This is a genomic window from Paenibacillus taihuensis, assembly GCF_003386535.1.
In the GTDB taxonomy this organism is placed as follows: Bacteria; Bacillota; Bacilli; order Paenibacillales; family Paenibacillaceae; genus Paenibacillus_Z; species Paenibacillus_Z taihuensis.
The window spans coordinates 102602-125828 of the sequence record NZ_QTTN01000007.1 but is presented as its reverse complement, the minus strand read 5'-3'; the positions used below and the strand labels follow the sequence as shown (position 1 = coordinate 125828).

Here is a 23227-nt window from a genome sequence, read left to right as displayed (position 1 = left end):
CAATGACAATAAGGACGGGTTCTAATTTGTTCATGGAGCGTGATCAAGTTGTCCAAAAAAATTCTCATCATTACCGGAGATGCCGCTGAGTCGCTGGAAGTGTATTATCCGTATTTCCGCGTGCTGGAGGAAGGCTACGAAGCTGTCATTGCTGCCCCAAGCGTCAAGACCTTGCGCACGGTCGTGCATGATTTCGAAGGCTGGGATACATACACGGAGAAACCGGGCTATCAGCTGAACGCCCATGTCGCATTCTCCGAGGTTGATCCAGCGGCTTACGATGGACTCATCATTCCTGGCGGCCGCGCACCTGAATACATTCGTCTCGACGACAACATTCCTCGTATTGTCGGTCACTTCTTTGAAGCGAATAAGCCGGTTGGAGCCATCTGCCACGCAGTGCTTATTCTTAGCGTAGTTCCGAACCGTTCGGCATTCGAAGGCCGTACGATGACGGCGTATTCGGCTTGCCGCCCGGATGTCGAGGGCCTTGGCGCAACCTATGCGAAAGAGACGCTTTGCGTGGACGGCAATATCATATCCGGTCATGCGTGGCCGGATCTTCCCGGGTTCATGCGGGAGTTTCTGAAGCAAGTGAACAGCCGCTAATAGGCCGTTATTATAACGATTTAGAGGGGCTGCCGATGGAACGGCGGCCTCTTTGCGCATTTCCGCATATCCCGCTAAATTCTACTTTTTAGTTTAAACGCCACCTGGCAAGGAAATAATTTCTATTACAACAAGAGCGACAGGGGGCGAAGCTGGTGGGCGATAACAAGGTACTGGGCCCGAATCTGCAGACCGCAGTACAAGACAATATTGCTGCAATGAAGCAGCGATTAGGCGATAGTGACGACCTGATCGTTCGTGAGCTTCAAAGCCGGGCGGGCGGTGTCCGAAAGGGTATGGCCCTTTTATTTATTGATGGGCTTACGGAAGAAAAGGCGATTCAACAGTTCATAATTGAACCGCTGCTTCAAGCCGGCACAGACACCGCAGGCAGTGCAGATAATAACGAAGACCCGGCGAAATTGCTAGATTACCTGAATCAATCGGTGCTAACCGCAGGACAAGTGACGAAGGTTGATAAACTGGAGAATGCGGCAGATGCGCTTATTAACGGCAACGTGATTCTCTTTGTAGAAGGTTGTGCTGCTGCACTCCAAATGTCGATGATCAGCTGGGAGCATCGCGCGGTTAACGAGCCGGCGAACCAGTCGGTTATTCGCGGACCGAAGGAAGCTTTTACCGAAAATATCCGTGTCAATACAGCACTTATTCGGCGCATCATTAAAAATCCGAGTGTCATTCTCAAGAATCAGCAAATCGGGAAAGTGACGAAGACGAACGTATCCGTCATGTATGTCAAAGGCATAGCGGATGAGACCGCCTTGCAGGAGGTCAATAAGCGACTCTCCCTGATCGATACCGACGCTATTCTGGAAAGCGGCTACATCGAGGAGTACATCCAAGACGAGACAGTCACGCTCTATCCGACCGTGCAAAATACGGAACGGCCGGACGTTGTCGCAGCAGCATTGCTGGAAGGGCGCATCGCCATTCTGATCGAAGGTACGCCGCATGCCCTGATTGTGCCGGCCTTGTTCGTGCAATTTCTCCAATCTGCAGAGGATTACTACCAGCGCGCCGATATCAGCTCGCTGCTGCGGATTCTGCGATACTTCGGGCTGTTCATCGCCGCATTGGTGCCGGCACTTTATATCGCGATCACGACCTTCCATCAGGAGATGCTTCCGACGCAGCTCCTCATCAGCTTGGCTGCCCAGCGGGAAGGCGTGCCTTTTCCAGCTTTTATTGAAGCGCTCATCATGGAAGCGACTTATGAGATTCTGCGGGAAGCCGGCATTCGGATGCCGAGAGCCGTCGGACAAGCGGTATCGATTGTCGGGACGCTCGTCATCGGTCAAGCTGCCGTAGAAGCGGGCATCATCTCGGCGAGTATGATTATCGTCGTATCCATTACTGCGATTTCAAACTATGTCATTCCAGAGTTCGATATGTCGATTGCCGTGCGGATTACGCGGTTTCTATTCATGGGGCTCGCGGCAGCCTTCGGCATGTACGGCATTTTCATAGGCATGCTGGCGCTTCTGCTGCATCTCTGCAGCCTGCGTTCATTCGGCGTCCCGTATATGGCTCCAGTAGGTCCTTTAACGATCCAGGATCAGAAGGATGTTCTGGTGCGTGCGCCTCACCCCCTCATGACAAGAAGGCCAAGCATGTTCAGTAAGCTGAATCCGATTCGCCAGCGTAAAGCTGTGAGAAAGAGCGGTCAATAATGAGGGTTAGACGAATGTTGACCGCCTTGTTACTACTGCTGCTCACGCTACCGATAACAGGCTGCTGGGACCGGCGGGAAATGAATGAGCTCGGCATCGCACTCGGAATGGGCATCGACCGCGTGGATGACAAATACGTGGTAACCGTGCAAGTCGTCAAGCCCGGCCAAGTTGCCGAGCAGAAGGGGGCAACAGGCGCGGAATCGCCCGTTGTGATGTACAAATCAGAAGGGCCGACCATCTACGAAGCCATTCGCAAAATGACAACTGCCAGTCCGCGTAAAATTTATGCCGCGCATCTTCGTGTTCTCTTGTTCGGAGAAGCGCTCGCAAGGCAAGGCATCGGAAATGCGCTCGATCTGCTCTCAAGGGATTATGAGCTTCGTACGGATTTTTATTTGCTCATTGCCAGAGGGGCGACTGCACAAGAAGCGCTTAATGTGTTGACGCCGCTGGAGAAAACCCCACCGAACAAGCTGTTCCGCTCCATTGAAACGTCGGAGAAAGCCTGGGCGCCTGTCGTATCGATATCGCTGGATGACTTTGTCAATGACATTGTGAGTAAGGGGAAGAATCCGATCATTAGCGGCATTCGCATTGTTAACCCAGATGAGGTGGGAGCATCTACAAAGAACTTGAACACCATTCGTCCGAAAGTCATGCTTGAGAACGATGGCATCGCCGTATTTCGTAAAGACCGATTGATCGGCTGGATGAGTGAAGAAGAGAGCAAAGGCTACAACTATATCACGAATAATGTGCATAGCACAGTTGGTCATATTAGCTGTCCGGGCGGAGGGAAGCTTGCTCTTGAGGTGGTTGATGCTCATTCCAAGATAGGCGGTAAAATGGTTAGCGGTCGTCCTTATCTTTCTGTCGATGTGACTGTTGAGCAATCTGTCGGGGAAGTGGAATGCCGCATTGACTTAACGAAGATTAGTACGATTCAGGAGCTTGAGAAACGTGCGGAAAACTCATTGACACGAATCATTAGGCACGCCATAGATGCGGGTCAGAAGAAATTCAAGTCGGATTATTTTGGCTTCGGCAATGCGATTCACCGGGGTCATCCGAAGATGTGGAAACAGCTGCAGAAGGACTGGGACGAGCGATTCGAGGATGCTCTCGTTGACGTTAACGTGCAGATTAAGATCATACGGACCGGAACCATAACGAATTCGTTCATGGAAGAGGAGGAGTAGCGCCATGATGTGGTCTTTAGCAGGAGTCGTCGTTCTTTCGGGCTTTTTCGCTGCGCTCGAACTGCCCTCGCTCAAAGGGCAGAAGAAGGAACGATGGACCTTCTGGCTGCTGCTCATTCTGAGTACGGGTCTTGGTATGGCCTATGTGTCGAAGCTTACGATTCCGAACCCGCTTGAATTGATCGCTTTCATTTTCAAGCCGATCGGGTACTGGCTCCACAATGTCCTTCCGCCAGCAAAGTAAGGAGAGTGATAGGAAGCATGGCCGAGAATGGGAAAATCAGTGGGCTCCAGCTCATGGTGCTCACTTTTCTATATACAATCGGGACTACGGTACTTGTCATCCCTGCAGGGCTTGCTGCAACGGCGAAACAGGACGCATGGCTCGGAGCGATTGCCGGTGTCCTGATCGGCACTGTCGTAATCGGTTTATATATGGGCTTGTTGACAGTTTATCCCGGACTATCGTTCGTCAACATATGCCGAAGCGCATTAGGCAAATGGGTGGGCACAGCGCTGGGCGTTATCTACATGTGCTATGCATTTATTGGGGCGAGCACGGTACTGTTCTATGTCGGCAATTTCTTCAAAACCCAGTTCATTCCGCATACCCCGCTCTGGTGCACGATCATGCTTTTTGCCGTCGTCGTTGCGATGGGGGCGCGTCTTGGATTGGAGACGATAGCCCGAGCCTCGGAGCTGATGCTACCGTGGTTTCTCATGTTGTTCGTCCTGCTGGTGCTGACATTAGTCCCGGCTGCCAAGTCAGCAAATGTACTGCCCGTGTTCGAAGTAGGCTGGAAGCCCATATTCTCAGCGGGGTTATCCTTCGCAGGGACAGCCTATATGCCTATGGTGTTTCTGTTCTCAGTGCTTCCTCATGTGAAAGCCCCAGAGAAAACGAAGATTGGCATGTATGTCTCTGCGTTACTCGGCGGAGTCTGCGTTATATTGGTTACGCTATTTTGTATCCTCATACTCGGTCCGAATATTACGGGGAGAAGCATGTATCCCAGCTACGCACTTGTCAAAAAAATTAATATTGGCAACTTCCTGCAGCGGGTAGAGGCGATTCTGGCAGGCTTATGGTTCATTACCACCTATGTGAAAACAACCTTCTACTACTATGCCGGAGTAAGAAGCTTGTCGGAAATTCTCGGCTTGAAGCAGTATAAGGTCGTTACACTCCCCTGTGCGATGGCGGTAGTCGTATTTTCACTCGTCGTTTATCCGGATGTTGTCTATATGCAGTACTGGGACTCGATTATATTTCCACCTTATATTATACTTCTCGGAGTCGTCATTCCTCTGCTGCTCTGGATTATTGGCTTAGCCAAGCAGAATTCGCAGCAGGAGCCTTCGACGTCCACGCAGAATCAATTGGATAAGGGAAGTTAACCACCTGTTATAAGCGAGGAGAGCGAGTAGAACAATGGAACAAATGAGAGCGATCATACTGAACGGACCAGGTAAACCTGAGCAATTCGTGCTATCAGAGGTGCAAATACCTGAAGCGAGCGCTGGAGAAATTCGAGTGCGCGTGCAAGCGGCTGGACTAAATCCGGTCGATTACAAAATAGCGATGAATGGTCATCCGAACTGGCAGTATCCGCATGTTTCCGGTGTCGATGCCGCCGGTATTGTAGATGCGGTGGGCGAAGGGGTTACGCAGTGGGTGGTTGGCGACCGCGTCGTCTATCATGGTGATTTCACCAAGCCGGGCGGCTTCGCAGAATATAGTGTAACCCTCGCGCATACAGCGGCAGCGATCCCGGATGGTGTCACATTCGTTGAAGCTGCAGCGTTCCCGTGCGCAGGCTTGACCGCTTATCAGATCCTTGTTCGCAAAATGCACATGCAGCTCGGACAATCGATCTTGGTGCATGCCGGAGCTGGCGGCGTAGGCGGATATGCGATTCAATTGGCGAGGCTATTCGGCGCATCGATGATCATCGCGACTGCATCTGCGGGCAACGCGGACTATGTGCGCAGCCTCGGCGCCGACCATGTGCTGGATTACAATCGCGAGGACGTTCATGCGAGAGTGATGGAGCTTACAGCAGGAGAAGGAGTAGACCTTATCTTGAATTCGGTTAACCGGGCAACCTCGCAGAAGGATTTATCCACAATTTCCTTCGGCGGTCAATTGGCTTGTATTGCAGGCGCGCCGGAGACGGTTGCCGATTTCCAGCCGTCCACGAAGACATTCACGCTGCATAAGCTGATGCTTGGCGGCGCGTATGGATCTGGCAGAAAAGCGGAAGAGGAGCTTGCCGCGATGGCTGGTGAATTTCTTCAGTTGATTCAGGAGAAGAAGATTGATCCGCTTGTGAAGAAGGTAATCGCGCTTGAAGAGATTCCGCAAGGGCTGCAGCTTCTGTCGGAGCGTCATGTGCAGGGGAAGATTGTCGCGAAGATCGGAGAAATGGATTAGCACTCGATAGAAAGCACGATAGAACGAATCTATTATACTGCCGGAAGTCCTCTATGTTATATTGGAAGAGTATGACAATCCTAAAACTGTGGAGGATGGACGTCAATGGCGAATCAATTTTCAGAGGAAAGACGGTTTCTGGAGGAGACGCTGGCCGTGCACGGCGGACAGCAGCTGGATGCTTCGACTTACTCACGTGCAGTTCCCATCTATCAAACGACATCATATGGCTTCAGAGACACAGAGCACGCGGCTAACTTGTTCGGCTTGAAAGAATTTGGCAACATTTATACACGCATCATGAACCCGACGACCGACGTGTTCGAGCAGCGGATCAATGCGCTTGAAGGCGGAGCCGGCGCGCTCGGCGTCGCGTCCGGACAAGCAGCGATTACATATTCGATCCTCAACATTGCCGAAGCAGGCGATGAGATCGTATCTTCGACGCACTTGTATGGCGGTACTTATAATTTATTCTCTTATACGCTCAAGAAGCTTGGCATTACGGTGCGTTTCGTTGATCCGAGCGATCCGGAGAACTTCCGTGCGGCTATTACGGATAAGACGAAAGCGATCTTCGCGGAGACGATCGGCAATCCGAAAGGCGACGTGCTCGATGTTGCGGCAGTTGCCGGCATCGCGCATGAGAACGGAATTCCGCTGATTGTCGATAATACGTTCCCAAGCCCGTATCTGCTCAAACCGATTGAGCATGGCGCAGATATTGTTGTCCATTCCGCAACGAAATTCATCGGCGGTCATGGCACATCAATCGGCGGCGTTATCGTCGACAGCGGCAAGTTTGACTGGGCTGCCAGCGGCAAATTCCCAGGTCTGACTACGCCGGACCCGAGCTACCACGGAGTCGTATTCACGCATGCGGTTGGACCGATTGCCTATATTATCAAAGCACGCGTGCAGCTGCTTCGCGATATGGGCGCTGCGCTCTCGCCGTTCAACTCCTTCTTGCTGCTGCAAGGACTGGAGACGCTGCATCTGCGGATGGAGCGCCATTCCTCAAACGCGCAGAAAGTGGCGGAATATCTGGAGCAGCATGAAGCTGTCGAATGGGTAAGCTACGCTGGGCTTGAGAGCCATCCGTCGTACGAGCTTGCGAAGACGTACTTGCCGAAAGGACAAGGCGCGATTCTTACGTTCGAGATCAAAGGCGGCGTAGAGGCAGGCAAGAAGGTTATTAATGCCGTCAAGCTATTCTCGCACTTGGCGAACGTCGGCGATTCCAAGTCGCTCATCATCCATCCTGCAAGCACGACGCATCAGCAGCTGTCCGATGAAGAACAGCTTGCGACAGGCGTAACTCCGGGTCTTATCCGGTTGTCGGTCGGTACGGAAGCGATCGACGATATTATCTATGATCTGGATCAAGCGATCCGGGCAAGCCGGGAATAAATCGAATCATTCCATTTAGTTTAAGAAAGCCCCGCTGCTAGAGTCTCTAATCGGACTCCGGCAGCGGGGCTGTTTATTTTCATCTATCTTGATCTATTAATCCACATCCCGGTCAAACTGCGGCATCGTCAGTTCATCACCGATCTTGACGATATCGTTATTGTCCAGCTGATTGTAGCTCGCAAGCGCACCAACATATTTGCTGGAGCCGTAATAGATTCTTGCAATACTCGTTAACGTCTCGCCAGCCTGGACGGTATGCTTCGGCAGGGCAGGAATCATAAGTGATGTCCCGGCTTTCAAGCCTGCGTCCACATCGAGGTCGTTTTGCTTTGCGATAAGCCCGACATAGTCGTCTGTTCGATAGAACTGCTTCGCAATATGATACAGCGTGTCTCCCGATTGAACGAGATACATAGCTGGAAGCGTGACTTTGGAGTAATCCAGGCTGCGCTGTTTTCCAGTGGAAGAGCTCGCATTCTTGGACGGCGCCGGAATCGTGATGGTATCGCCTTCTACCATATCGTTGATGAAGACAATATCGTTCGCTTCTGCAATCAAGTTCACTTGCTGCTTGGACTGATAGAACTTCAACGCGATCTTCGAAAGTGTATCGCCTTTCTGGACCACATACTTCTTCGGATATTCTGACGACGATGATGAAGCCGACGATGTGCTTACAGGCCTTGCATCCTTAAGCGTTGTTAACGCTTGATTCGTAACGGTTACAGAAGAGGCAGACGCATCAGCAGTTGTTGTGGTTGGTGCCGTGCCCTCGGACTGATCGTTCTTCGTCACGCCCGGCTTATCCGTTTGCTTCGTCGTCGTAACAGAAGAACTGTTGGCCGGCTTCTGGCCCGGATCATTGCTCTTCGTCACATCAGCCGTTGCAGTCTGGACACCTGGGCTTGAAGCCAGCGGCTTGCCTCCGAAGTGAGATTGCGTTGCATAGATGCTATACAATACCACGCACATAAGCAGGAGTCCCGTAGAAACTTGCAGGATGGAAGCGGTGCTCCTATTTTTCTTAGCCCGTTTGGATCTAGGACCATATTTAGAGTTTGTCGAATTCGGGTTCAACAATAATCTTCCTTTCGTGTTCGGAATCGGTACACACCATATTACATGAAATTGCGCGGAGGAAAAGGATTCTGGCCATAATCGGGTGATTGGTACTATGCATATCTACAGATGGAATAGGTATGTCGACAATTCGGGTGACCAATGGAGGAGTAGCAGGGCATAGATGACTCCGGTAGTAAATGGCTAGTGCTGGGATCAGAAGCGGGATGCTTGTACGACTTAAGCAGCAGTGGCGAATTGTAACATGATGCACCCGCAGTGCAAGCATATGCTCGTAAATACGAAATCTTTTCGCGGCAAATTTCTCTTTATTGTTCGGATGGTTCTAGTATTCTAAGGGTAAGGAAGGACGATAATGGAGGTGACCGATTGAACGTGAAAAGGGCGAAGGAGTCCCTCATACAGCTGCTCCTGTTCGGCTATCACCAGGCCATGAGCTGTATATTCCCTGTCGCGATATTCGGGACACTTGCGCTGTCGAGGATGGTTGAAGTCCCATTCCTCCATCGGTACGATGCCATATTGCTCATTCTGCTAGGCGTGCAGCTCCTCATGTATCTCAGCGGGCTTGAAACACGCGACGAAATCAAAGTGATCTGCGTGTTCCACGTCATCGGCTTAATGCTGGAAATCTATAAGGTTCACGTTGGTTCATGGGCGTACCCGGAGCATGCGTTCACGAAGCTGCTCCATGTCCCGCTGTATAGCGGGTTTATGTACGCAAGTGTTGCTAGCTTTATGTGCCAAATCTGGCGTAGACTAAGGATGGACATGACCGGCTGGCCAGGGCTCATTCCAGCGGGACTCGTGGGGGGAAGCATCTATTTGAACTTCTTCACGAATCACTTCATCATCGATGTCCGGTGGTGGCTGACAAGTCTTGTCGTGATCGTGTTCTGGAAGACGTGGATTATCTATCGGGTACGGAGCAAGACGTACCGGATGCCGCTGACGATTGCATTCTTCATCGTCGGTTTCTTCATCTGGTTAGCCGAGAATATCGCGACATTCTTCGGGGCTTGGAAGTATCCCGATCAGCATCATGAGTGGCATGTGGTGCATATCAGCAAGATCAGCTCATGGTTTCTGCTCGTCATCATCAGCGTCATTATTGTCGCACAGCTTAAGCATGTGAAAGCAGATCTGAAAAACAAAGAATGATGAGACCTATCCATGCTTACATACGTATGAAGGATATCCCGATCGAAAGGACGTGCCAGGAATGAATGCGGAACTCGTCATGCAAGAATTAGAAGCGCTTGGCAAAGAGCGCTTGAAGAAAATGTACAGCGGAAATGGCGCGAAGGAGCCGGTGTTCGGCGTAGCGACAGGGGAGATGAAGCCGCTCGCGAAGAAGATCAAGAAGGATCAGGAGCTGGCGGAGCAGCTGTACGCGACGGGCAATTATGATGCGATGTATTTTGCAGGGGTCATTGCCGATCCGAAGGCGATGACGGGGGAAGACTTCGACCGCTGGATCGAAGATGCGTACTTCTATATGCTGTCCGATTATGTGGTAGCCGTGACTCTGGCCGAGGCAGACATTGCGCAGGAAGTGGCGGATCGCTGGATTGCAAGCGGCGATGAGCTGAAAATGTCGGCAGGCTGGAGCTGTTATTGCTGGCTGCTCGGGAGCCGGAAGGACAGCGAGTTCGACGAAAGCAAGCTATCCGCCATGCTTGATCAAGTTGCCATGGCGATTCATGATGCGCCGGAGCGCGCCAAATACGCGATGAACAACTTCATGTATACCGTTGCCGTATCGTATGTCCCGTTACATGACAAAGCGGTGGCAACTGCGACAGCGGTAGGTCCCGTTGAAGTGAAGAAGGACAAGGGTCCCAGCAAGCATATCCAAGCCATGGTTAGTATTCAGAAAGATATCGATAAAGAACGAATCGGCTTTAAACGTAAATATGTAAGGTGTTAGGTTGGTTACGAGGATAGATAGGAAGTAAAAAAGCAGCTCTTGCCCAGGTCGGGAGACCGGGAAGCAGCTGCTTATTTGTTATCGCTAAAAATGACATGGATACATAATAGTCTATAAAAAAATTCCGAATAAGTCTATATCTTTCTCAGTGATAATTGTATCTTTATGAAGCGGCCGCGGCATCACCAATTCGAGCATTGAAGGGAGAGCACGTGCATGATTACACTTCGTAAGATTACGCTGGAGAACAGACGCGAGATCTTTAATCTGGAGGTTTCCGAGGATCAGAAGCGCTTCGTCGCTTCCAATCTGTCCAGCGTTGCTTCATGCTATGTCCTGTCCACGAATGGGGGGCATCCGTTCCCTTTCGCGATCTATGCGGACGAGAAGCCGGTCGGCTTCGTCATGATTACGTACAAGATTACGAGTTATGATCTGCCTTCGGTTGCAGAAGAAGGGTACACCATCCTAAGACTAATGATCGATAAGAACTGCCAAGGAAGAGGATATGGCCGGGAAGCGATGGAACGCATCATGGCATTCATCCGTACGTTCCCGGCAGGTCCCGCCAAGTACTGCTGGATTGCCTATAAAGAAGAGAATCTGCCTGCGAAGAATCTCTATGAAAGCTTCGGCTTCCGCGACAATGGCGAAGTGATACACGGCGAGCAGATTACGGTGCTTACGCTATAGTTGTTGTCGTGAAATGAATATCTATCGCATATGAAGAAACTGTAGCGCTATTGCGACCATCAGATCACGAAGCGGGAGGCAGGCCTCATGCTTGATGCAATAGTAGAGTTTCTGCTCGAACTGGCGGCGGAAGGGATTGTCTGGTTTCTTCTTTTCAACTCCTGGATATGGTTCGTCATCTCGGGAATCAGCTGGCTGCTGCACAACGATGCTAGACAAGTCAAGCAAACCCTGGTCAATTGGCCAGGGTTTCGCATATACCTATGGTGACTTCAAGTTGCCTGTATTACGGACAACCGTCTTCACATCAAGCTCGATCTGCAGCTGCGGCAAATATTTCTCGCGCCACTGAGACAGCTCCTTCCGGGAGAAATCGTCGCGAAAATGCTGGCCGAGCCCAAAAATATCTGCTTTGTCACGCCGAACGATTTTGAAAATCTCATTAAACCGATCTGTAACTAGGATCTTAAGTTCTGTCTTTATTTTCTCCGTCGAAGGGTTGCCTGTGGTATCAACAATGATGACCTTCAAGTACAACGTACTCTTCAGAATCGGCTTGCCTTGTTGGAAGCGGCCGCGGCAGCGGAGTCTGTTGCTCACGATTTGCACAGTGGCATGGTTCATCACTTCGATTTTCCCCATCAGATTGTCGCCGTTAAAAACATTGTATAGCAAGGTCTGCTCATTCGTTAATCGGCCTACCATAACGCCATTCTTCATGATGGCAGAGCCTGTGCTTTCAAGTATGGTCGTATCGCCGGCCTTAATGATCGGGAGAACGACGTCGTTCGTGTAGGAATGGACGCTTCGGAATATTTTCCAAACCTGGGTGAATGCGATTTGAGGGCTCCAGCCCGCATCCTTTTGGAAGAAATCATAGATCGATTTGCCGTCGTTAGAGGAATCATCGATACGCTTGAAGAACCGATCAAGAGGCTGGTCACAGATGACAAATACCGTTTTAGGCGCGATATAACGCGAACGTATGATGCTGGCAATTCCTTCTTCGAGCCCATGCAGCGCGAACGGCTTATCGACCACAATGACTTTCAGATGGAGCAAGTCGACTTGACTCTCGAGATTCATGCTGATTAGGTCAATGGCTTCATTAATGGACTTCCCATGCTCAGAATAAACTTCTATTCCTTTCTCGGATGCGCTAACCTTCGGAATGTCCAAGTAAACGGTATAGTCTCCGTTCTTATAACCGATGCCCATGGCGATCGGCAAAGCTCTGTGGTTAATGTCTTTATTATCCCAGCAGCCGGTTAACAGAAGCAGGGAAAGGGCTGCGGCAACAAGAATTGGCTTCATATTGAGTTCAACTCGCGATTTACTTTTGAGTGATGGATTAAGCCAAGGACGAAAATAATGGAAGGCGTAACGATCGAAATATAGATACGTAAAAACGTATTCCATTGTAAGAACTGATCCACGAGCTGCCAATCTGGGATGCAAAGACATACGGTATACACAATTAACAGCACAATCAAGACAATCAATGTGGAGTTCCATTTCTTGAAGCTATATTTAATCGTATACATGATTTGCCAAATAGTGAAGCCGATAAAGAGCAGGCCGAATGCAATGAGACTCATGAGCAGGAACACAGTCACACGATCGAACATTAACCAATCGATCTCGAGGGTATCTACCGCGAATATGTACGGATATTGAAGCTGCAGCGCCGTTTCTTCCCCCAGCGTCAAGATGGGAACGTAGACCGAGATCAGATACATCGGCAAGAGCACCAAGCCGCCAAGAAAGATAGACTTCATCTTTACTTTGGCGAATGATGGAAAGTACCCCAGCAGCAGGAATACGCCGGTAAATGCGAACAGGCTCTTGTAGAAAGAAGGATGAGCCAGATAATTAAAGGCTTCTCTGCGGGGGATTAACGGAAGCACATAACGCCAGTCGATATTTTGAAAGGATGCCGATATAACAAACAAACATGGCAGTGCAAACAGGAAACTGATCAGCAGCGCTAATCGCAGCAGGCTTTTTACATTTCCTCTGATGACCATATAACCTGGAATGAGCAGCATGAGCAGCATGAGCATCCAGAGGGGCGTATTGGCGAGACATACAATCGAGATAATCTCGGCATTGGCCCGAACCATTAAGATAATGACGTCAAGTAAATAGAGCAGAACAGGAAGCAGTGTAAGCCAAGCGAGCAATGGATGTCTGTTTGTCATGATCATCACAAGATTTCGCCCTTCGAAATAGCTGAGCCCTTTCAAATAGGTAAAGACAATGACCAGATGGAAGATAAAAGCCGTTACCACAGGCATCCAATGCGACTGACTTGTGCTCTCAATCACGTCGGTCGGATAGATGAAGAAGATTAATCCGATATGCGTAATGATGTACGCGAGTGTGACATTGAAAGAGTTGGTCATCGTTATTCACCCTTTGGCTGTTTTAGCTGCAAATAAGGTACCCCGAGCGTTGTCAAGCTGGACAAGTACGCACAGATAATGACAATTCCGGCGAGCAAGCCCGTCACCCCGAACAGAGCCGACAGAAAAAGCAGCAAGTATTTTAACAAACGGATTAAATAAGAGTTCTGGAAGCCGACGACAGTCGCATTCGCGATGGTGACGGCTGCAAGGACAATAATGAGCAAGCTGCTTACCAGCTTGGCTTGCACCACGGCCTCACCCAGTACGATTCCGCCAACCATCGTGACTGTCGGACCGATGCTGGAAGGAAGTCTGATGATCGCTTCCATAATCAGCTCAAGAATGAGCAGCAGCAGCAATGCTTCGATAATTGCGGGATAAGGCACATCCAACCGGCTTATGGCGATTGTATGCGCGAGCTCGAAGCGAAGCACATCCGGATTCACGGAAACGATCGCGACGTACAATCCCGGCGCCATTAATGTCATTAGTGCACCGATTACACGCAATGAACGAAGTAGTACCGAATAAATCATGGGATGGTTCAGATCGTCCTCCGTCATGAACATATCTGAGATCAAGCTTGGCAAAATAATGGCGAAAGGAAGCCGTTCGATAAAAATGACGACTTTCCCATCCTTCAAAGCACGGGACGCCGTCTGCGGCAGCTCGGATACCAAATAGGAGCTTACGAGCGTGAGAAGGGGGAATTTAAATAGCTTCGACAGATCTTTCAACGTTGAAAGGTCAGAATTCGCTCCGGATTCAAGCAATTGAGTGATCGAATGCAGCAGGTTGGGGTCGATGCTCTGATTCAGAAAGCAAAGCGTGACGGTGTTCTTCGTCATGCTTCCGCACGAGTAGTGATTAATTTGCAGCTCGCTTGAATTGACATGTTTACGGAGCAACCCGAGATTCGTGTCGATGTCCTCGTTGAATGCAGAGCTCGAGCCGCGTACATTATTCTCCGTAAGTGGATTCGAGATGGAACGGCTAAGCGACTGCGGGACGGGAATGATACTAATACAAACATCAGTAGCGTCATGAACGGCAATTAACATGCCATTCAGGATTTCATCAATGATTCGGTCGGAGCTTGCAGGCAGTTCTTGTCCCATCTCGACGAGCTTCTGAACCGTGAATGGTTCTAACGCAAGCAGCGGCTCGCGGAGCAAATGGACCGATTGCGGGAAGTTAATCAACGACTTCAGTCCTGTGACGGAGATGACTTCATCACCAATATGAATCCGGCTGAGAACAAAATCGGGATTTGTAGAGAAGTGGACCTTTACAGCATCCAAGGTAAACACAGGCATTCTCCTTATGTGAATGTTGATATGAAGTCTTAAATTAAAGCAGCATCGCTTACATTATGTCCGAATCGTCCCGTTGTTATGACATATTTTCCCTTGGACAAGCTGTCAAACATTATTCTTTACCGATCGTTCTCAATATGTTAAGATCAAGTCGAAAGCGGGGGACCTGCGATGGCAAGAGCGAAAGAATTCGACGAAGATGCCGTACTGCTTAAAGCGGTGGATCTGTTCTGGGAGCAAGGCTACGAGAAGACATCGATGTCCGATCTTGTTGAGCATATGGGCATTCATAAGCGCAGTTTGTACGACACGTTCGGAGACAAGCATTCGCTGTTTATGAAAGCATTGCAACGTTATGATCAGATGATCGCTCATCGTTATGTCGTGAGCCAGGAACAGGAGAAATCACCAATTGATGCGATTCGCTCCATGTTCGAGAGAACGGTGAGACAGAGAGAAGACGATTCTCCGAGAGGCTGCTTTATCGTGAATACGGCTGTCGAGCTCTCCACGCATGACAGCGAATGCAGAGAAATGGTTAATCAACGCCTGAACCGTACAGAGATATATGTTCGCGAGCTGATTGAAGCAGGTCAGCATACTGGAGAAATTGCTGCCAGTTTAAACGCCGATTGGTTGGCATCGTATTTCGTCAATGCGTTGACCGGGCTGCGAGTGATGGTCAAAACAACCGAAGATAGAGACAAACTAAACCATATTGTGGATATGACGATGTCGGTTCTAAAGACACGCTAATTTTATGATGTTAATTCTAGAACGATCGTTCTCAAATTAGGGGTGGAGGGATTAAGTGTTATGAATAATGAAAAATCTATAAGAACGATACTTGGCATAACAATCGTGCTTGTCATTATGAACACGATGATGTTCAATTTGGCGCTTCCGAAGGTTGCGGGGCAGTTTGCGCTTAGCCCATCTACGACGTCATGGATTGTTACCGGTTATTCGATTGTTTTCGCGATCGCATCGATTACGTACAGCCGGCTATCGGATTTTATTCCAATCCATAAGCTGTTCACGGCAGCACTTTTATTGATTAGTATCGGATCGGTCATAGGAATATTCAGCAATGGATTCGATGTACTGCTTGGTGCAAGACTCATACAAGCAGCGGGTGCAGGCGCAATTCCGTCCCTTGGCATGGTGCTCTTGACCCGGTATATCCCTGTGTCCCGCAGAGGACGGGCGATGTCAGGCGTACTCTCATCCATCTCACTCGGTCTTGGACTTGGCCCTGTCGTTGGCGGTTTCGTCGTTCAGTATTTAGGCTGGCACTTCCTGTTCGGTATTACGGGTCTTAATCTGGTTCTCATTCCATTCTTCTACTTCATGCTGCCTCGAGAGAAGGCTACAAGCGGTTCGTTCGACTTCATCGGTGCGATTCTGCTGGGCAGCGGGACAACAGGCTTGCTTCTATTCCTGACGAACAAAAGCTTCATCGCCTTGATTGCCGGGTTGGTCGTCTTAATTCTATTCGCCATCCGGATTCGCACTGCAGCCAATCCATTCGTGATGCCAGCATTATTCCGCGAAAGACGGTATTTGACGCTTGTCGGGATCGGTATTGGCGCTTATATGGTCAGCTTCTCGTTCTTGTTCATCGCACCGCAGCTTCTGTCACATGTCTTTAGCTTGAATCCAGGCGGTTCCGGACTTGTTCTGTTCCCTGGCGCGATTCTTGCGATGGTCGTATCGAACCGAGTTGGTCTCATTATCGACCGTTATGGCAACAAAGGTCTGATTCGTTACGCACCGCTCATGCTGCTTATTTCAATCATTCTGATGGCGTTGACTGCGAAGTATTCGTATTTCGAAGTGGCTATCGTGTACATCTTGATAAGCGTAAGCTTCACTGCAATAAGCAGTGCGGTCTCGAATGAGCTGTCACGCATGCTTCCGAAGGAGCGCGTAGGCTCTGGCATGGGGCTGTTCCAATTGCTGCAGTTCTTCAGCGGAGCATTCGGGGTTGCGCTTTCGGGCAGCGCGCTCGTATGGCAGCAATCCTTGCCGCAGGTTCGTGCATTCGATAATATCATCTGGGGTCTAACAGTCATCTCAATGGTGTCCATCATAAGTGCTTGGCTTTACCGTAAATTTGCGAAGGTTCAGGCAGCCTGAGCTGCTTGAGCTACAATCAGATAACAGGCGATAAGTCCACGGTTTCCGCGGGCTTTTTCTTGTTCCATTCGAATAAGTTCTTTTTCACAAGGGGAAAATGACATATCCGATCATGCAGGGTAAGGCAGGGAGGACGACATGAAACGATTGAGGAAATGGATGCGATTGCAGCCGAGGCGCATAGGAGAGCCTGCAATGCCAGAGCTCGACGTCAACATACAGGTATCATCGGATTTGAACCAAAATGAGCAAGCGCTCCATACGATTTTCGAGCATTGCTCGGACATTGTGTTTCGTAAAGTTCGTCATGCGAGCGGTGCCGTCGAGACTATGGAGTGGCTGGTCATCTTCTTATCCAGTCTTGTCAATGAAGAGGTCATTGACGATCACATTCTGAAATCGATGATATCGCTGCAGGCCGAGAAGAAGCTTCCGCTCGAAGAATTTGCGGAGACCTTCCTCTCTGCTGGAACCATCGAAGTCACCACTAACATGAAAGACATCGTTCGTCAGCTGCTTAACGGGTATGCCATTGTGCTTGCTCAAGCAGAGCCAGCGGCGATGATGGTGAAAGCAAACGGAACGAAACAGCGCAGCCTTGAAGAGCCTTCTTCCGAACCGGTCATCCGCGGCCCGCGTGACGGTTTTGTTGAGAACGTCATGACGAACATGGGGCTACTGCGCAATCGGATGAAGACGCCTCGGCTCAAGATGGAATCCGTCACATTAGGTGAGCTTACTCAAACACAAGTCGTTATCGCTTACATCGCCGGAGTAGCAGATGCTTCATTAATTGACGAAATAAAGAAACGTGTTAATCGCATTCAAATTGATGGCATTCTCGATTCCGGGTATGTGGAAGAATTCATCGAGGATTTGCCTTACTCGCCATTTCCACAAATACATAGTACAGAACGTCCGGACGTCGTTGCCGCAGAGCTGCTTGAGGGGAGAGTTTCCATCCTCGTTGACAACACTCCGTTCGTGCTCATCGCTCCGATGACGCTGTGGGCAGGACTTCAAGCAAGCGAAGATTATTATGTGCGCTGGCCGATCGCAACCTTCGTGCGCTGGATCCGCTTTCTATTCATCTTCATTGCGATATTCGCTCCGCCTCTCTATGTAGCGATTACGACTTTCCACCAGGAAATGATTCCGACGAATCTCGTGCTTAGCATCGCTTCTGCAAGAGAAGCGGTCCCTTTCCCGGCGTTGATCGAAGCGCTGCTCATGGAAATCATTTTTGAAGCGCTGCGAGAAGCTGGAATACGATTGCCGAAACAGATCGGTCAAGCTGTCAGCATCGTCGGCGCTCTCGTCATCGGGCAGGCAGCTGTCCAGGCGGGAATCATCTCGGCTCCGGTCGTCATCATCGTGTCCATCACAGGGATCGCGGCGTTCACAATACCAAGATACAGCTTCGCCAACGGAATTCGATTGCTGCGCTTTCCGATGTTATTTCTGGCGGGCACCTTAGGACTTTACGGCATCGTGCTTGGCTTCATTGCCATCCTCCTGCATGTCTCGTCGCTGCGCTCATTCGGCGTTCCTTATTTTACGCCAGTCTCTCTAAGCAGCTTGAAGGATATCGTGATTCGTTCGCCGATCTGGGCAAGGACTCTCCGACCCCCTTCGGAATAGAAAGGAACTCGTCTCATGAAACATCTCATGAAACAACTACTTTGCCTTGGTCTGCTCGCCAATTTGCTGCTGTTGAGCGGCTGCTGGGACCGTACGGAGATCAATGACCTGGCGTTCATCACAGGCTCCGCATTCGACTTATCGAAGAGTGGGAAATACATCTTATCGATCCAAATCGCCATTCCTCAGGGCGGGACTGGAAGCGGAGATACCGGCCAACAGGAGAAATTCTTTGTCCTCTCTGCCGAGGGCAGCAATGCGAGCGAGGCGTTCGAGCTTATACAGAAGAAGAGCTCCCGGCGGTTGTTTACTGCTCATCGCAGCGTTATTTTCATCGGTGAATCTCTGGGACGGCGTGGCATTAACGATGTACTTGACGTATTCGCCCATGATCCCAGGCAGCGGTTAAGAACATACATCATGGTTGTAAAAGGCGGAGAGGGAAAGCGAATTCTTGAGACCAGATATCCCTTCGAGCAAGTGTCGGTGGAGTCCATCAAGGAACTGGAAGGATTGGATACGGAAGTGGCCGTTACGCTGAGAGACTACTATATATCTGCATCAAGCCAGGGGATTAGTCCGGTGATGGGTGTCATAGAGCCGGAAGTGAATCCACAAGGGGGAGAGAAGCGCAACGAGTTGTACAGGCAAGCCGGGACGGCGATATTTAAAGACGCCAAACTCGTCGGAATATTAAACGGTAACGAAACAAGCGGTTTCCTCTGGGCAGCGGATCGGATGAAGCAAGGGCGTATTAATGCCGTTCTGCCGAATGGACAAGGAATAGTGGGCATCGTTCTTAACGCAACGAAACGGAGAATGGTTACAGAGGTACAAGGGGACAAGGTTAAAGTGAAGCTGAAGCTGCAAGGCAAGGGGAGCATTGTGGAGAATAACACCCATCTGGATGTCAGCAGACCGAAGAATCGAGCGCTCGTTGAACAAGTGCTGGAGAAATCTATAGAAGAGCAAGTCCGCCATCTCATCTCGCAGCTTCAGAAGAAGTATCGGGCCGATAGTCTTGGCATCGGGCAAGAACTGTACCGAGAGCATCCGAAACTATGGAAGCAGCTTCAGAACAGTTGGGAGGACAAGTTTCCTGAAGCGGAAGTTTCCGTTGCCGTTCAGTTGTCCATCCTGGGATCCGGCATGGCAGGTCCGCCACTGCAGTTTAACGACAAGGAGATTATTAAATGATCGCACAAATCGGAGGTTATTGGCTGATGCTTGGAGCATGGTCATTCATCAGCATCCGCTCACTGCTGGCACGGAAGAAGAAAAGAGAAGCCGCCTTGTATGGCGTCATAATGCTTATGGGGGCTGTTCTCGGTTCCTTCTGTCTCGCGCATAAAGATCTGCCGGGCTTTACCATTCCGTTCAAGCTCTTGTTTGAACCCATTGGAATGAAGCTGCTACGCCACTCGTGAACCGGCCAGTCTTCTTCGAACGGAGTCAATGACAAGCAATATTAGCGGCAATAATGTCTGATTCATGAACGCCAGAAGCGGGAACGTGAACACAATATAATTGAGCAGCTCTGCTGCATTCTTGAAGATCCATACGGAACCAAGTACGGACAGCAGCGTGACGGGAAATACAATATCCCGATAATTCTTAATGCGGAAGAGCTGGCTGATGCAAAGACAGAGAATAAATAAGGATACGGATTCTTTTATGAAGTAGCCTAGTACCCAGATCGATACGACGATAGCTTCCAGCCTTTCGATGGAACCCTCAATACCGACGTATTGGATGACGCTCAAGAAAGAATAGGTCAGCTTGCCGGTGAGTGGTCCAAGCACCATGATGGACAGCGACACAATGGACAAAATGATGAACGCAATGCTGCCGAGCGCCATAAGCGAGAGCTTGCGATCCAGTTTGGGCTGGTTGAGATAAGGTAAGAGCCAGCCCAATATGAATAGTTGATTCATATAAGCGCCAGCCGGCAGGAATGCGCCTTGAAGGACCGGTTTTATCCCATCCCCCAGGACTGGCCTGAGATAATTGGGATTAGCGTCTTTGATGGCGAGAATTAAGATCGGCAAGATGAACAGCATGAGCAGCGGCGTCAGAAACTGATTGCATCTGCCGATGACTTCAATGCCAGCAACCGCGGCAAAAGCACACAGCAATAACATCGTTGCACATCCGACAAGCATGGGGCTTCTCGGCAGCAGCAATGTAGTGATGAACGCCGTGTGCTGCAATGTAATGGTTGAGATCGAGACGTACCAATAATAGATATAGTTGAGCGCCAAAAAAGCCCCGAACCACTTGCCCATAATCTTGGTGCCGTACTCAATGATCGTAAGTCCAGGATAGCGGTGTGCGAGCGTCGTCATGATCCAAATCGTTATTAAGCCCGTTAAGGCAGATGGAAGAACGGACAGCCAAGCATCTTGTTTGGCGAACATCACCATTTGGCCTGGTACCGTTAAGTTGATCGTTGAGATCACGAAAGTGAATAAAATCAAGCCAAGCTGTGTTGCCGAAATCTTCTCGGCTGCTGGTATCATTCTGATTGCTCCTTGCAGATCTGAAATATCTCCAAGTATTGGCTGTACGGGATTGCTTTATACGAGCTGCTCTGTCTGCAAACGATATAACAACAAGGGAATTGTAGATACAAGCAGTCGATCGCATGGATCGGCTGCTTTTTTTGTCGCTTTATTGGAATACCTTATAAATGCTATAAAATGATCTGTATTGTTCTCCCAAGCCGCGCGTGGTACGGTTATGATTAAGATTAGATGAAATTGGGATCCGAATAATCGGAATTAATCCAGCTGCGAAAAGCGAGGTGTACGTAGGAGATGCTGCAAGTAACGAACAGTCCGTTCGGACAAGAGCAAGTGGAGCTGCTGAACCGCTTGCTTCCTACACTGACGGAAGGACAGAAAATATGGTTAAGCGGCTATTTGGCTGCTCTACAGCAGGTTGGCGGCGTGCAAGCGGGAGGAGCAGCTGCCGTGCAAGGCGCGCCAGTCGCGAATGCACCAGCTGCAAGCTCGGCGGTGTCCAATGAAGCGACAGTGCTCTTCGGATCGCAGACAGGCAACAGCCATAAACTGGCGAAGAAGCTGGCCGGCAAGCTGCAGGACCAGGGGATGCAGGTCACCTTGTCATCGATGATTGATTTTAAGCCGAACGCGCTCAAGAAAGTAGAGAACTTGTTCATCGTCGTAAGTACACATGGCGAAGGCGATCCGCCAGACAATGCAATTTCATTCTATGAATATCTCCATAGCAAACGCGCGCCGCAGCTTGGCGGCATGTCATTCTCGGTGCTGGCGCTCGGCGACACGTCCTATGAATTCTTCTGCAGGACAGGCCGAGACTTCGACCAGCGTCTGGAAGAGCTTGGCGCGACGCGGATTGCACCGCGAATCGACTGCGATGTTGACTTCGAAGACTCGGCGCAGCAGTGGCTCGCAAGCGTGCTTGCTGCAGTGGGACAGTCCGCAGCAGCAGCGGCGAGTGCGCCGGCATCTGACAGCGGTTCCGTCGATGCAGCAGCAGCTATGAGCGAGGATTCGACAGAGTATTCGCGCTCGAATCCTTTCCAAGCATCCGTTCTGGAGAATTTGAACTTGAACGGACGCGGCTCTGACCGGGAAACGCGTCACCTAGAGATTTCGCTGGAAGGCTCGGGCATTCAATATGAGCCAGGTGACAGTGTCGGCATCTACCCGCAGAACCATCCGCGTCTCGTAGATGAAATCATTGAAGCGATGGAGTGGCAGGCAGATGCGCAAGTTCCGCTGCCGAAGAGCAAGGATCGTACTTCGATCAGAGAAGCGCTCACAAGCCAGTATGAAATTACGGTTCTGACGCCTGCTTTAATTGAAAAGTTTGCGGAAGTAGCCCCGGACTCAGGGCTGAAGAAGCTGCTAGAGCCAGGTCAAGAACAAGAGCTCCGGTCGTATTGCAAAGGCAGGGATCTGCTCGACCTTGTGCAGGATTATGACTTGAAGGAGTTAAGCGCTAAGGCTTTCACGGCTCAATTGCGCAAATTACCGCCAAGACTATATTCCATCGCAAGCAGTTCGAAAGCATACCCGGACGAAGTACATCTGACAATACGCAAAGTGCATTATGAGAACTTGGGAAGAGTCCGCTACGGCGTCTGCTCGACCTTCGTCTCCGAGCGGCTTGAGCCTGGAGATAACCTGCCGCTGTTCGTACAGGAGAACCCGAACTTCAAGCTGCCGTCCGATTCAGACACGCCGATTATTATGATCGGTCCCGGCACTGGCGTTGCTCCTTTCCGGGCATTCCTTGGAGAGCGCGAAGAGCAGGGCGCAGAAGGCAAGACATGGCTGTTTTACGGCGATCAGCATTTCTCCTCGGACTTCCTCTATCAGGTGGAATGGCAGCGCTGGCTGAAGGATGGGGTTCTGTCCCGAATGGACGTTGCCTTCTCGCGTGACACGGATCAGAAAGTATACGTCCAGCATCGGATGATGGAACACAGTAAAGACCTATATCAATGGCTGCAAGAAGGCGCTGTTGTTTATATTTGCGGCGATGAGAAGCGAATGGCGCATGATGTACACGCGACGCTGCTGGCAATCATTATGCAAGAAGGCGGCTTGAACGAAGAAGGCGCAGCGGCATACTTGTCGCAGATGCAGCAAGAGAAACGTTATCAACGGGATGTCTATTGAG

General features: G+C 50.2%; 22 protein-coding genes. 17 read left to right on the top strand and 5 right to left on the bottom strand.

Translation table 11 applies throughout. The features are described from left to right. The first annotated feature begins 48 nt into the window (after window positions 1-48). From A8990_RS08205 to A8990_RS08175, 7 genes are all read left to right on the top strand, one after another. A complete protein-coding gene (locus A8990_RS08205) occupies window positions 49-609 on the top strand; it encodes a DJ-1/PfpI family protein (protein WP_116188531.1) in 561 nt (186 codons plus the stop codon). A 218-nt stretch (window positions 610-827) separates the two neighbouring features. After that, the gene (locus tag A8990_RS08200; protein WP_116188614.1) at window positions 828-2300 is read left to right on the top strand and encodes a spore germination protein; all 1473 of its coding nucleotides are present in this window, start codon (window positions 828-830) and stop codon (window positions 2298-2300) included. Further along, window positions 2300-3502: a Ger(x)C family spore germination protein gene (locus tag A8990_RS08195; RefSeq protein ID WP_116188530.1), complete on the top strand. Its 1203-nt coding sequence runs from the start codon at window positions 2300-2302 to the stop codon at window positions 3500-3502. Before A8990_RS08200 ends, A8990_RS08195 begins: the two co-directional genes overlap by 1 nt. Window positions 3503-3506: 4 nt before the next feature. Further along, window positions 3507-3746 (top strand): hypothetical protein, encoded by a 240-nt coding sequence (locus A8990_RS08190; protein ID WP_116188529.1) that lies wholly within the window; start codon window positions 3507-3509, stop codon window positions 3744-3746. 17 nt (window positions 3747-3763) lie between these two features. Beyond that, window positions 3764-4900 carry a GerAB/ArcD/ProY family transporter gene (locus tag A8990_RS08185; protein WP_116188528.1) on the top strand — a complete coding sequence of 379 codons (1137 nt, stop codon included), beginning with the start codon at window positions 3764-3766 and terminating at the stop codon, window positions 4898-4900. Between the two features lie 34 nt (window positions 4901-4934). Further along, window positions 4935-5936 (top strand): zinc-binding dehydrogenase, encoded by a 1002-nt coding sequence (locus A8990_RS08180; protein WP_245995899.1) that lies wholly within the window; start codon window positions 4935-4937, stop codon window positions 5934-5936. Window positions 5937-6041: 105 nt separating this feature from the next. Then, a complete protein-coding gene (locus A8990_RS08175; RefSeq protein ID WP_116188527.1) occupies window positions 6042-7346 on the top strand; it encodes a homocysteine synthase in 1305 nt (434 codons plus the stop codon). 96 nt (window positions 7347-7442) lie between these two features. Here the strand turns inward: A8990_RS08175 and A8990_RS08170 are convergent, their stop codons facing one another. After that, window positions 7443-8321, bottom strand: a complete 879-nt coding sequence (locus tag A8990_RS08170) for a LysM peptidoglycan-binding domain-containing protein (RefSeq protein WP_116188526.1) — start codon at window positions 8319-8321, stop codon at window positions 7443-7445. Between the two features lie 477 nt (window positions 8322-8798). Between A8990_RS08170 and A8990_RS08165 the strand changes: the two genes are divergently transcribed. The 4 genes from A8990_RS08165 (at window position 8799) to A8990_RS08150 (ending at window position 11322) form a co-directional block, all read left to right on the top strand. Beyond that, on the top strand, window positions 8799-9590 hold the full coding sequence (locus A8990_RS08165) for a DUF817 domain-containing protein (RefSeq protein ID WP_281272488.1): 792 nt from the start codon (window positions 8799-8801) through the stop codon (window positions 9588-9590). 61 nt (window positions 9591-9651) lie between these two features. Continuing rightward, on the top strand, window positions 9652-10359 hold the full coding sequence (locus A8990_RS08160; RefSeq protein WP_116188524.1) for a DNA alkylation repair protein: 708 nt from the start codon (window positions 9652-9654) through the stop codon (window positions 10357-10359). A 216-nt stretch (window positions 10360-10575) separates the two neighbouring features. Next, window positions 10576-11052 (top strand): GNAT family N-acetyltransferase, encoded by a 477-nt coding sequence (locus A8990_RS08155; RefSeq protein ID WP_116188523.1) that lies wholly within the window; start codon window positions 10576-10578, stop codon window positions 11050-11052. A gap of 87 nt (window positions 11053-11139) precedes the next feature. After that, on the top strand, window positions 11140-11322 hold the full coding sequence (locus tag A8990_RS08150; protein ID WP_116188522.1) for a hypothetical protein: 183 nt from the start codon (window positions 11140-11142) through the stop codon (window positions 11320-11322). Here the strand turns inward: A8990_RS08150 and A8990_RS08145 are convergent. Genes A8990_RS08145 through A8990_RS08135 form a run of 3 tightly spaced genes read right to left on the bottom strand, consistent with a single transcriptional unit; the run spans window position 11314 to window position 14770 of the window. Next, a complete protein-coding gene (locus tag A8990_RS08145; RefSeq protein WP_116188521.1) occupies window positions 11314-12366 on the bottom strand; it encodes a Ger(x)C family spore germination protein in 1053 nt (350 codons plus the stop codon). The two genes, A8990_RS08150 and A8990_RS08145, sit on opposite strands and share 9 nt — an antisense overlap. Continuing rightward, a complete protein-coding gene (locus A8990_RS08140) occupies window positions 12363-13457 on the bottom strand; it encodes a GerAB/ArcD/ProY family transporter (protein WP_116188520.1) in 1095 nt (364 codons plus the stop codon). The genes A8990_RS08145 and A8990_RS08140 overlap by 4 nt, the downstream gene beginning before the upstream one ends. A gap of 2 nt (window positions 13458-13459) precedes the next feature. Continuing rightward, a complete protein-coding gene (locus tag A8990_RS08135) occupies window positions 13460-14770 on the bottom strand; it encodes a spore germination protein (RefSeq protein ID WP_181909462.1) in 1311 nt (436 codons plus the stop codon). Window positions 14771-14947: 177 nt separating this feature from the next. Here A8990_RS08135 and A8990_RS08130 point away from each other — a divergent pair, with 177 nt between their 5' ends. From A8990_RS08130 to A8990_RS08110, 5 genes are all read left to right on the top strand, one after another. Beyond that, complete coding sequence (locus A8990_RS08130; protein ID WP_116188518.1) at window positions 14948-15532, top strand: TetR/AcrR family transcriptional regulator; 585 nt, start codon at window positions 14948-14950, stop codon at window positions 15530-15532. Between the two features lie 60 nt (window positions 15533-15592). Further along, window positions 15593-16915 (top strand): MFS transporter, encoded by a 1323-nt coding sequence (locus tag A8990_RS08125; RefSeq protein ID WP_116188517.1) that lies wholly within the window; start codon window positions 15593-15595, stop codon window positions 16913-16915. Window positions 16916-17110: 195 nt separating this feature from the next. Beyond that, window positions 17111-18556 carry a spore germination protein gene (locus tag A8990_RS08120; protein ID WP_245995898.1) on the top strand — a complete coding sequence of 482 codons (1446 nt, stop codon included), beginning with the start codon at window positions 17111-17113 and terminating at the stop codon, window positions 18554-18556. Between the two features lie 15 nt (window positions 18557-18571). Next, on the top strand, window positions 18572-19753 hold the full coding sequence (locus A8990_RS08115) for a Ger(x)C family spore germination protein (protein ID WP_116188515.1): 1182 nt from the start codon (window positions 18572-18574) through the stop codon (window positions 19751-19753). Further along, window positions 19750-19983, top strand: a complete 234-nt coding sequence (locus A8990_RS08110) for a hypothetical protein (RefSeq protein WP_116188514.1) — start codon at window positions 19750-19752, stop codon at window positions 19981-19983. The genes A8990_RS08115 and A8990_RS08110 overlap by 4 nt, the downstream gene beginning before the upstream one ends. Here the strand turns inward: A8990_RS08110 and A8990_RS08105 are convergent. Beyond that, a complete protein-coding gene (locus A8990_RS08105; protein ID WP_116188513.1) occupies window positions 19969-21075 on the bottom strand; it encodes a GerAB/ArcD/ProY family transporter in 1107 nt (368 codons plus the stop codon). The genes A8990_RS08110 and A8990_RS08105 overlap by 15 nt on opposite strands. Before the next feature lie 297 nt (window positions 21076-21372). On the opposite strand from A8990_RS08105, the gene A8990_RS08100 reads away from it, so the two are divergent. Continuing rightward, window positions 21373-23226 carry an assimilatory sulfite reductase (NADPH) flavoprotein subunit gene (locus A8990_RS08100; protein WP_116188512.1) on the top strand — a complete coding sequence of 618 codons (1854 nt, stop codon included), beginning with the start codon at window positions 21373-21375 and terminating at the stop codon, window positions 23224-23226. The last annotated feature ends 1 nt before the right edge of the window (window position 23227 follow it).

What these genes read in the sequence shown, in the direction of transcription:
- A8990_RS08200 (WP_116188614.1), top strand. Translation starts at nt 828, where the DNA reads ATGAAGCAGCGATTAGGCGATAGTGACGACCTGATCGTTCGTGAGCTT.
- A8990_RS08195 (WP_116188530.1), top strand. Translation starts at nt 2,300, where the DNA reads ATGAGGGTTAGACGAATGTTGACCGCCTTGTTACTACTGCTGCTCACG.
- A8990_RS08190 (WP_116188529.1), top strand. Translation starts at nt 3,507, where the DNA reads ATGATGTGGTCTTTAGCAGGAGTCGTCGTTCTTTCGGGCTTTTTCGCT.
- A8990_RS08185 (WP_116188528.1), top strand. Translation starts at nt 3,764, where the DNA reads ATGGCCGAGAATGGGAAAATCAGTGGGCTCCAGCTCATGGTGCTCACT.
- A8990_RS08180 (WP_245995899.1), top strand. Translation starts at nt 4,935, where the DNA reads ATGGAACAAATGAGAGCGATCATACTGAACGGACCAGGTAAACCTGAG.
- A8990_RS08175 (WP_116188527.1), top strand. Translation starts at nt 6,042, where the DNA reads ATGGCGAATCAATTTTCAGAGGAAAGACGGTTTCTGGAGGAGACGCTG.
- A8990_RS08170 (WP_116188526.1), bottom strand. Translation starts at nt 8,321, where the DNA reads ATGTGCGTGGTATTGTATAGCATCTATGCAACGCAATCTCACTTCGGA.
- A8990_RS08160 (WP_116188524.1), top strand. Translation starts at nt 9,652, where the DNA reads ATGAATGCGGAACTCGTCATGCAAGAATTAGAAGCGCTTGGCAAAGAG.
- A8990_RS08155 (WP_116188523.1), top strand. Translation starts at nt 10,576, where the DNA reads ATGATTACACTTCGTAAGATTACGCTGGAGAACAGACGCGAGATCTTT.
- A8990_RS08150 (WP_116188522.1), top strand. Translation starts at nt 11,140, where the DNA reads ATGCTTGATGCAATAGTAGAGTTTCTGCTCGAACTGGCGGCGGAAGGG.
- A8990_RS08145 (WP_116188521.1), bottom strand. Translation starts at nt 12,366, where the DNA reads ATGAAGCCAATTCTTGTTGCCGCAGCCCTTTCCCTGCTTCTGTTAACC.
- A8990_RS08140 (WP_116188520.1), bottom strand. Translation starts at nt 13,457, where the DNA reads ATGACCAACTCTTTCAATGTCACACTCGCGTACATCATTACGCATATC.
- A8990_RS08130 (WP_116188518.1), top strand. Translation starts at nt 14,948, where the DNA reads ATGGCAAGAGCGAAAGAATTCGACGAAGATGCCGTACTGCTTAAAGCG.
- A8990_RS08125 (WP_116188517.1), top strand. Translation starts at nt 15,593, where the DNA reads ATGAATAATGAAAAATCTATAAGAACGATACTTGGCATAACAATCGTG.
- A8990_RS08120 (WP_245995898.1), top strand. Translation starts at nt 17,111, where the DNA reads ATGCCAGAGCTCGACGTCAACATACAGGTATCATCGGATTTGAACCAA.
- A8990_RS08115 (WP_116188515.1), top strand. Translation starts at nt 18,572, where the DNA reads ATGAAACATCTCATGAAACAACTACTTTGCCTTGGTCTGCTCGCCAAT.
- A8990_RS08110 (WP_116188514.1), top strand. Translation starts at nt 19,750, where the DNA reads ATGATCGCACAAATCGGAGGTTATTGGCTGATGCTTGGAGCATGGTCA.
- A8990_RS08105 (WP_116188513.1), bottom strand. Translation starts at nt 21,075, where the DNA reads ATGATACCAGCAGCCGAGAAGATTTCGGCAACACAGCTTGGCTTGATT.
- A8990_RS08100 (WP_116188512.1), top strand. Translation starts at nt 21,373, where the DNA reads ATGCTGCAAGTAACGAACAGTCCGTTCGGACAAGAGCAAGTGGAGCTG.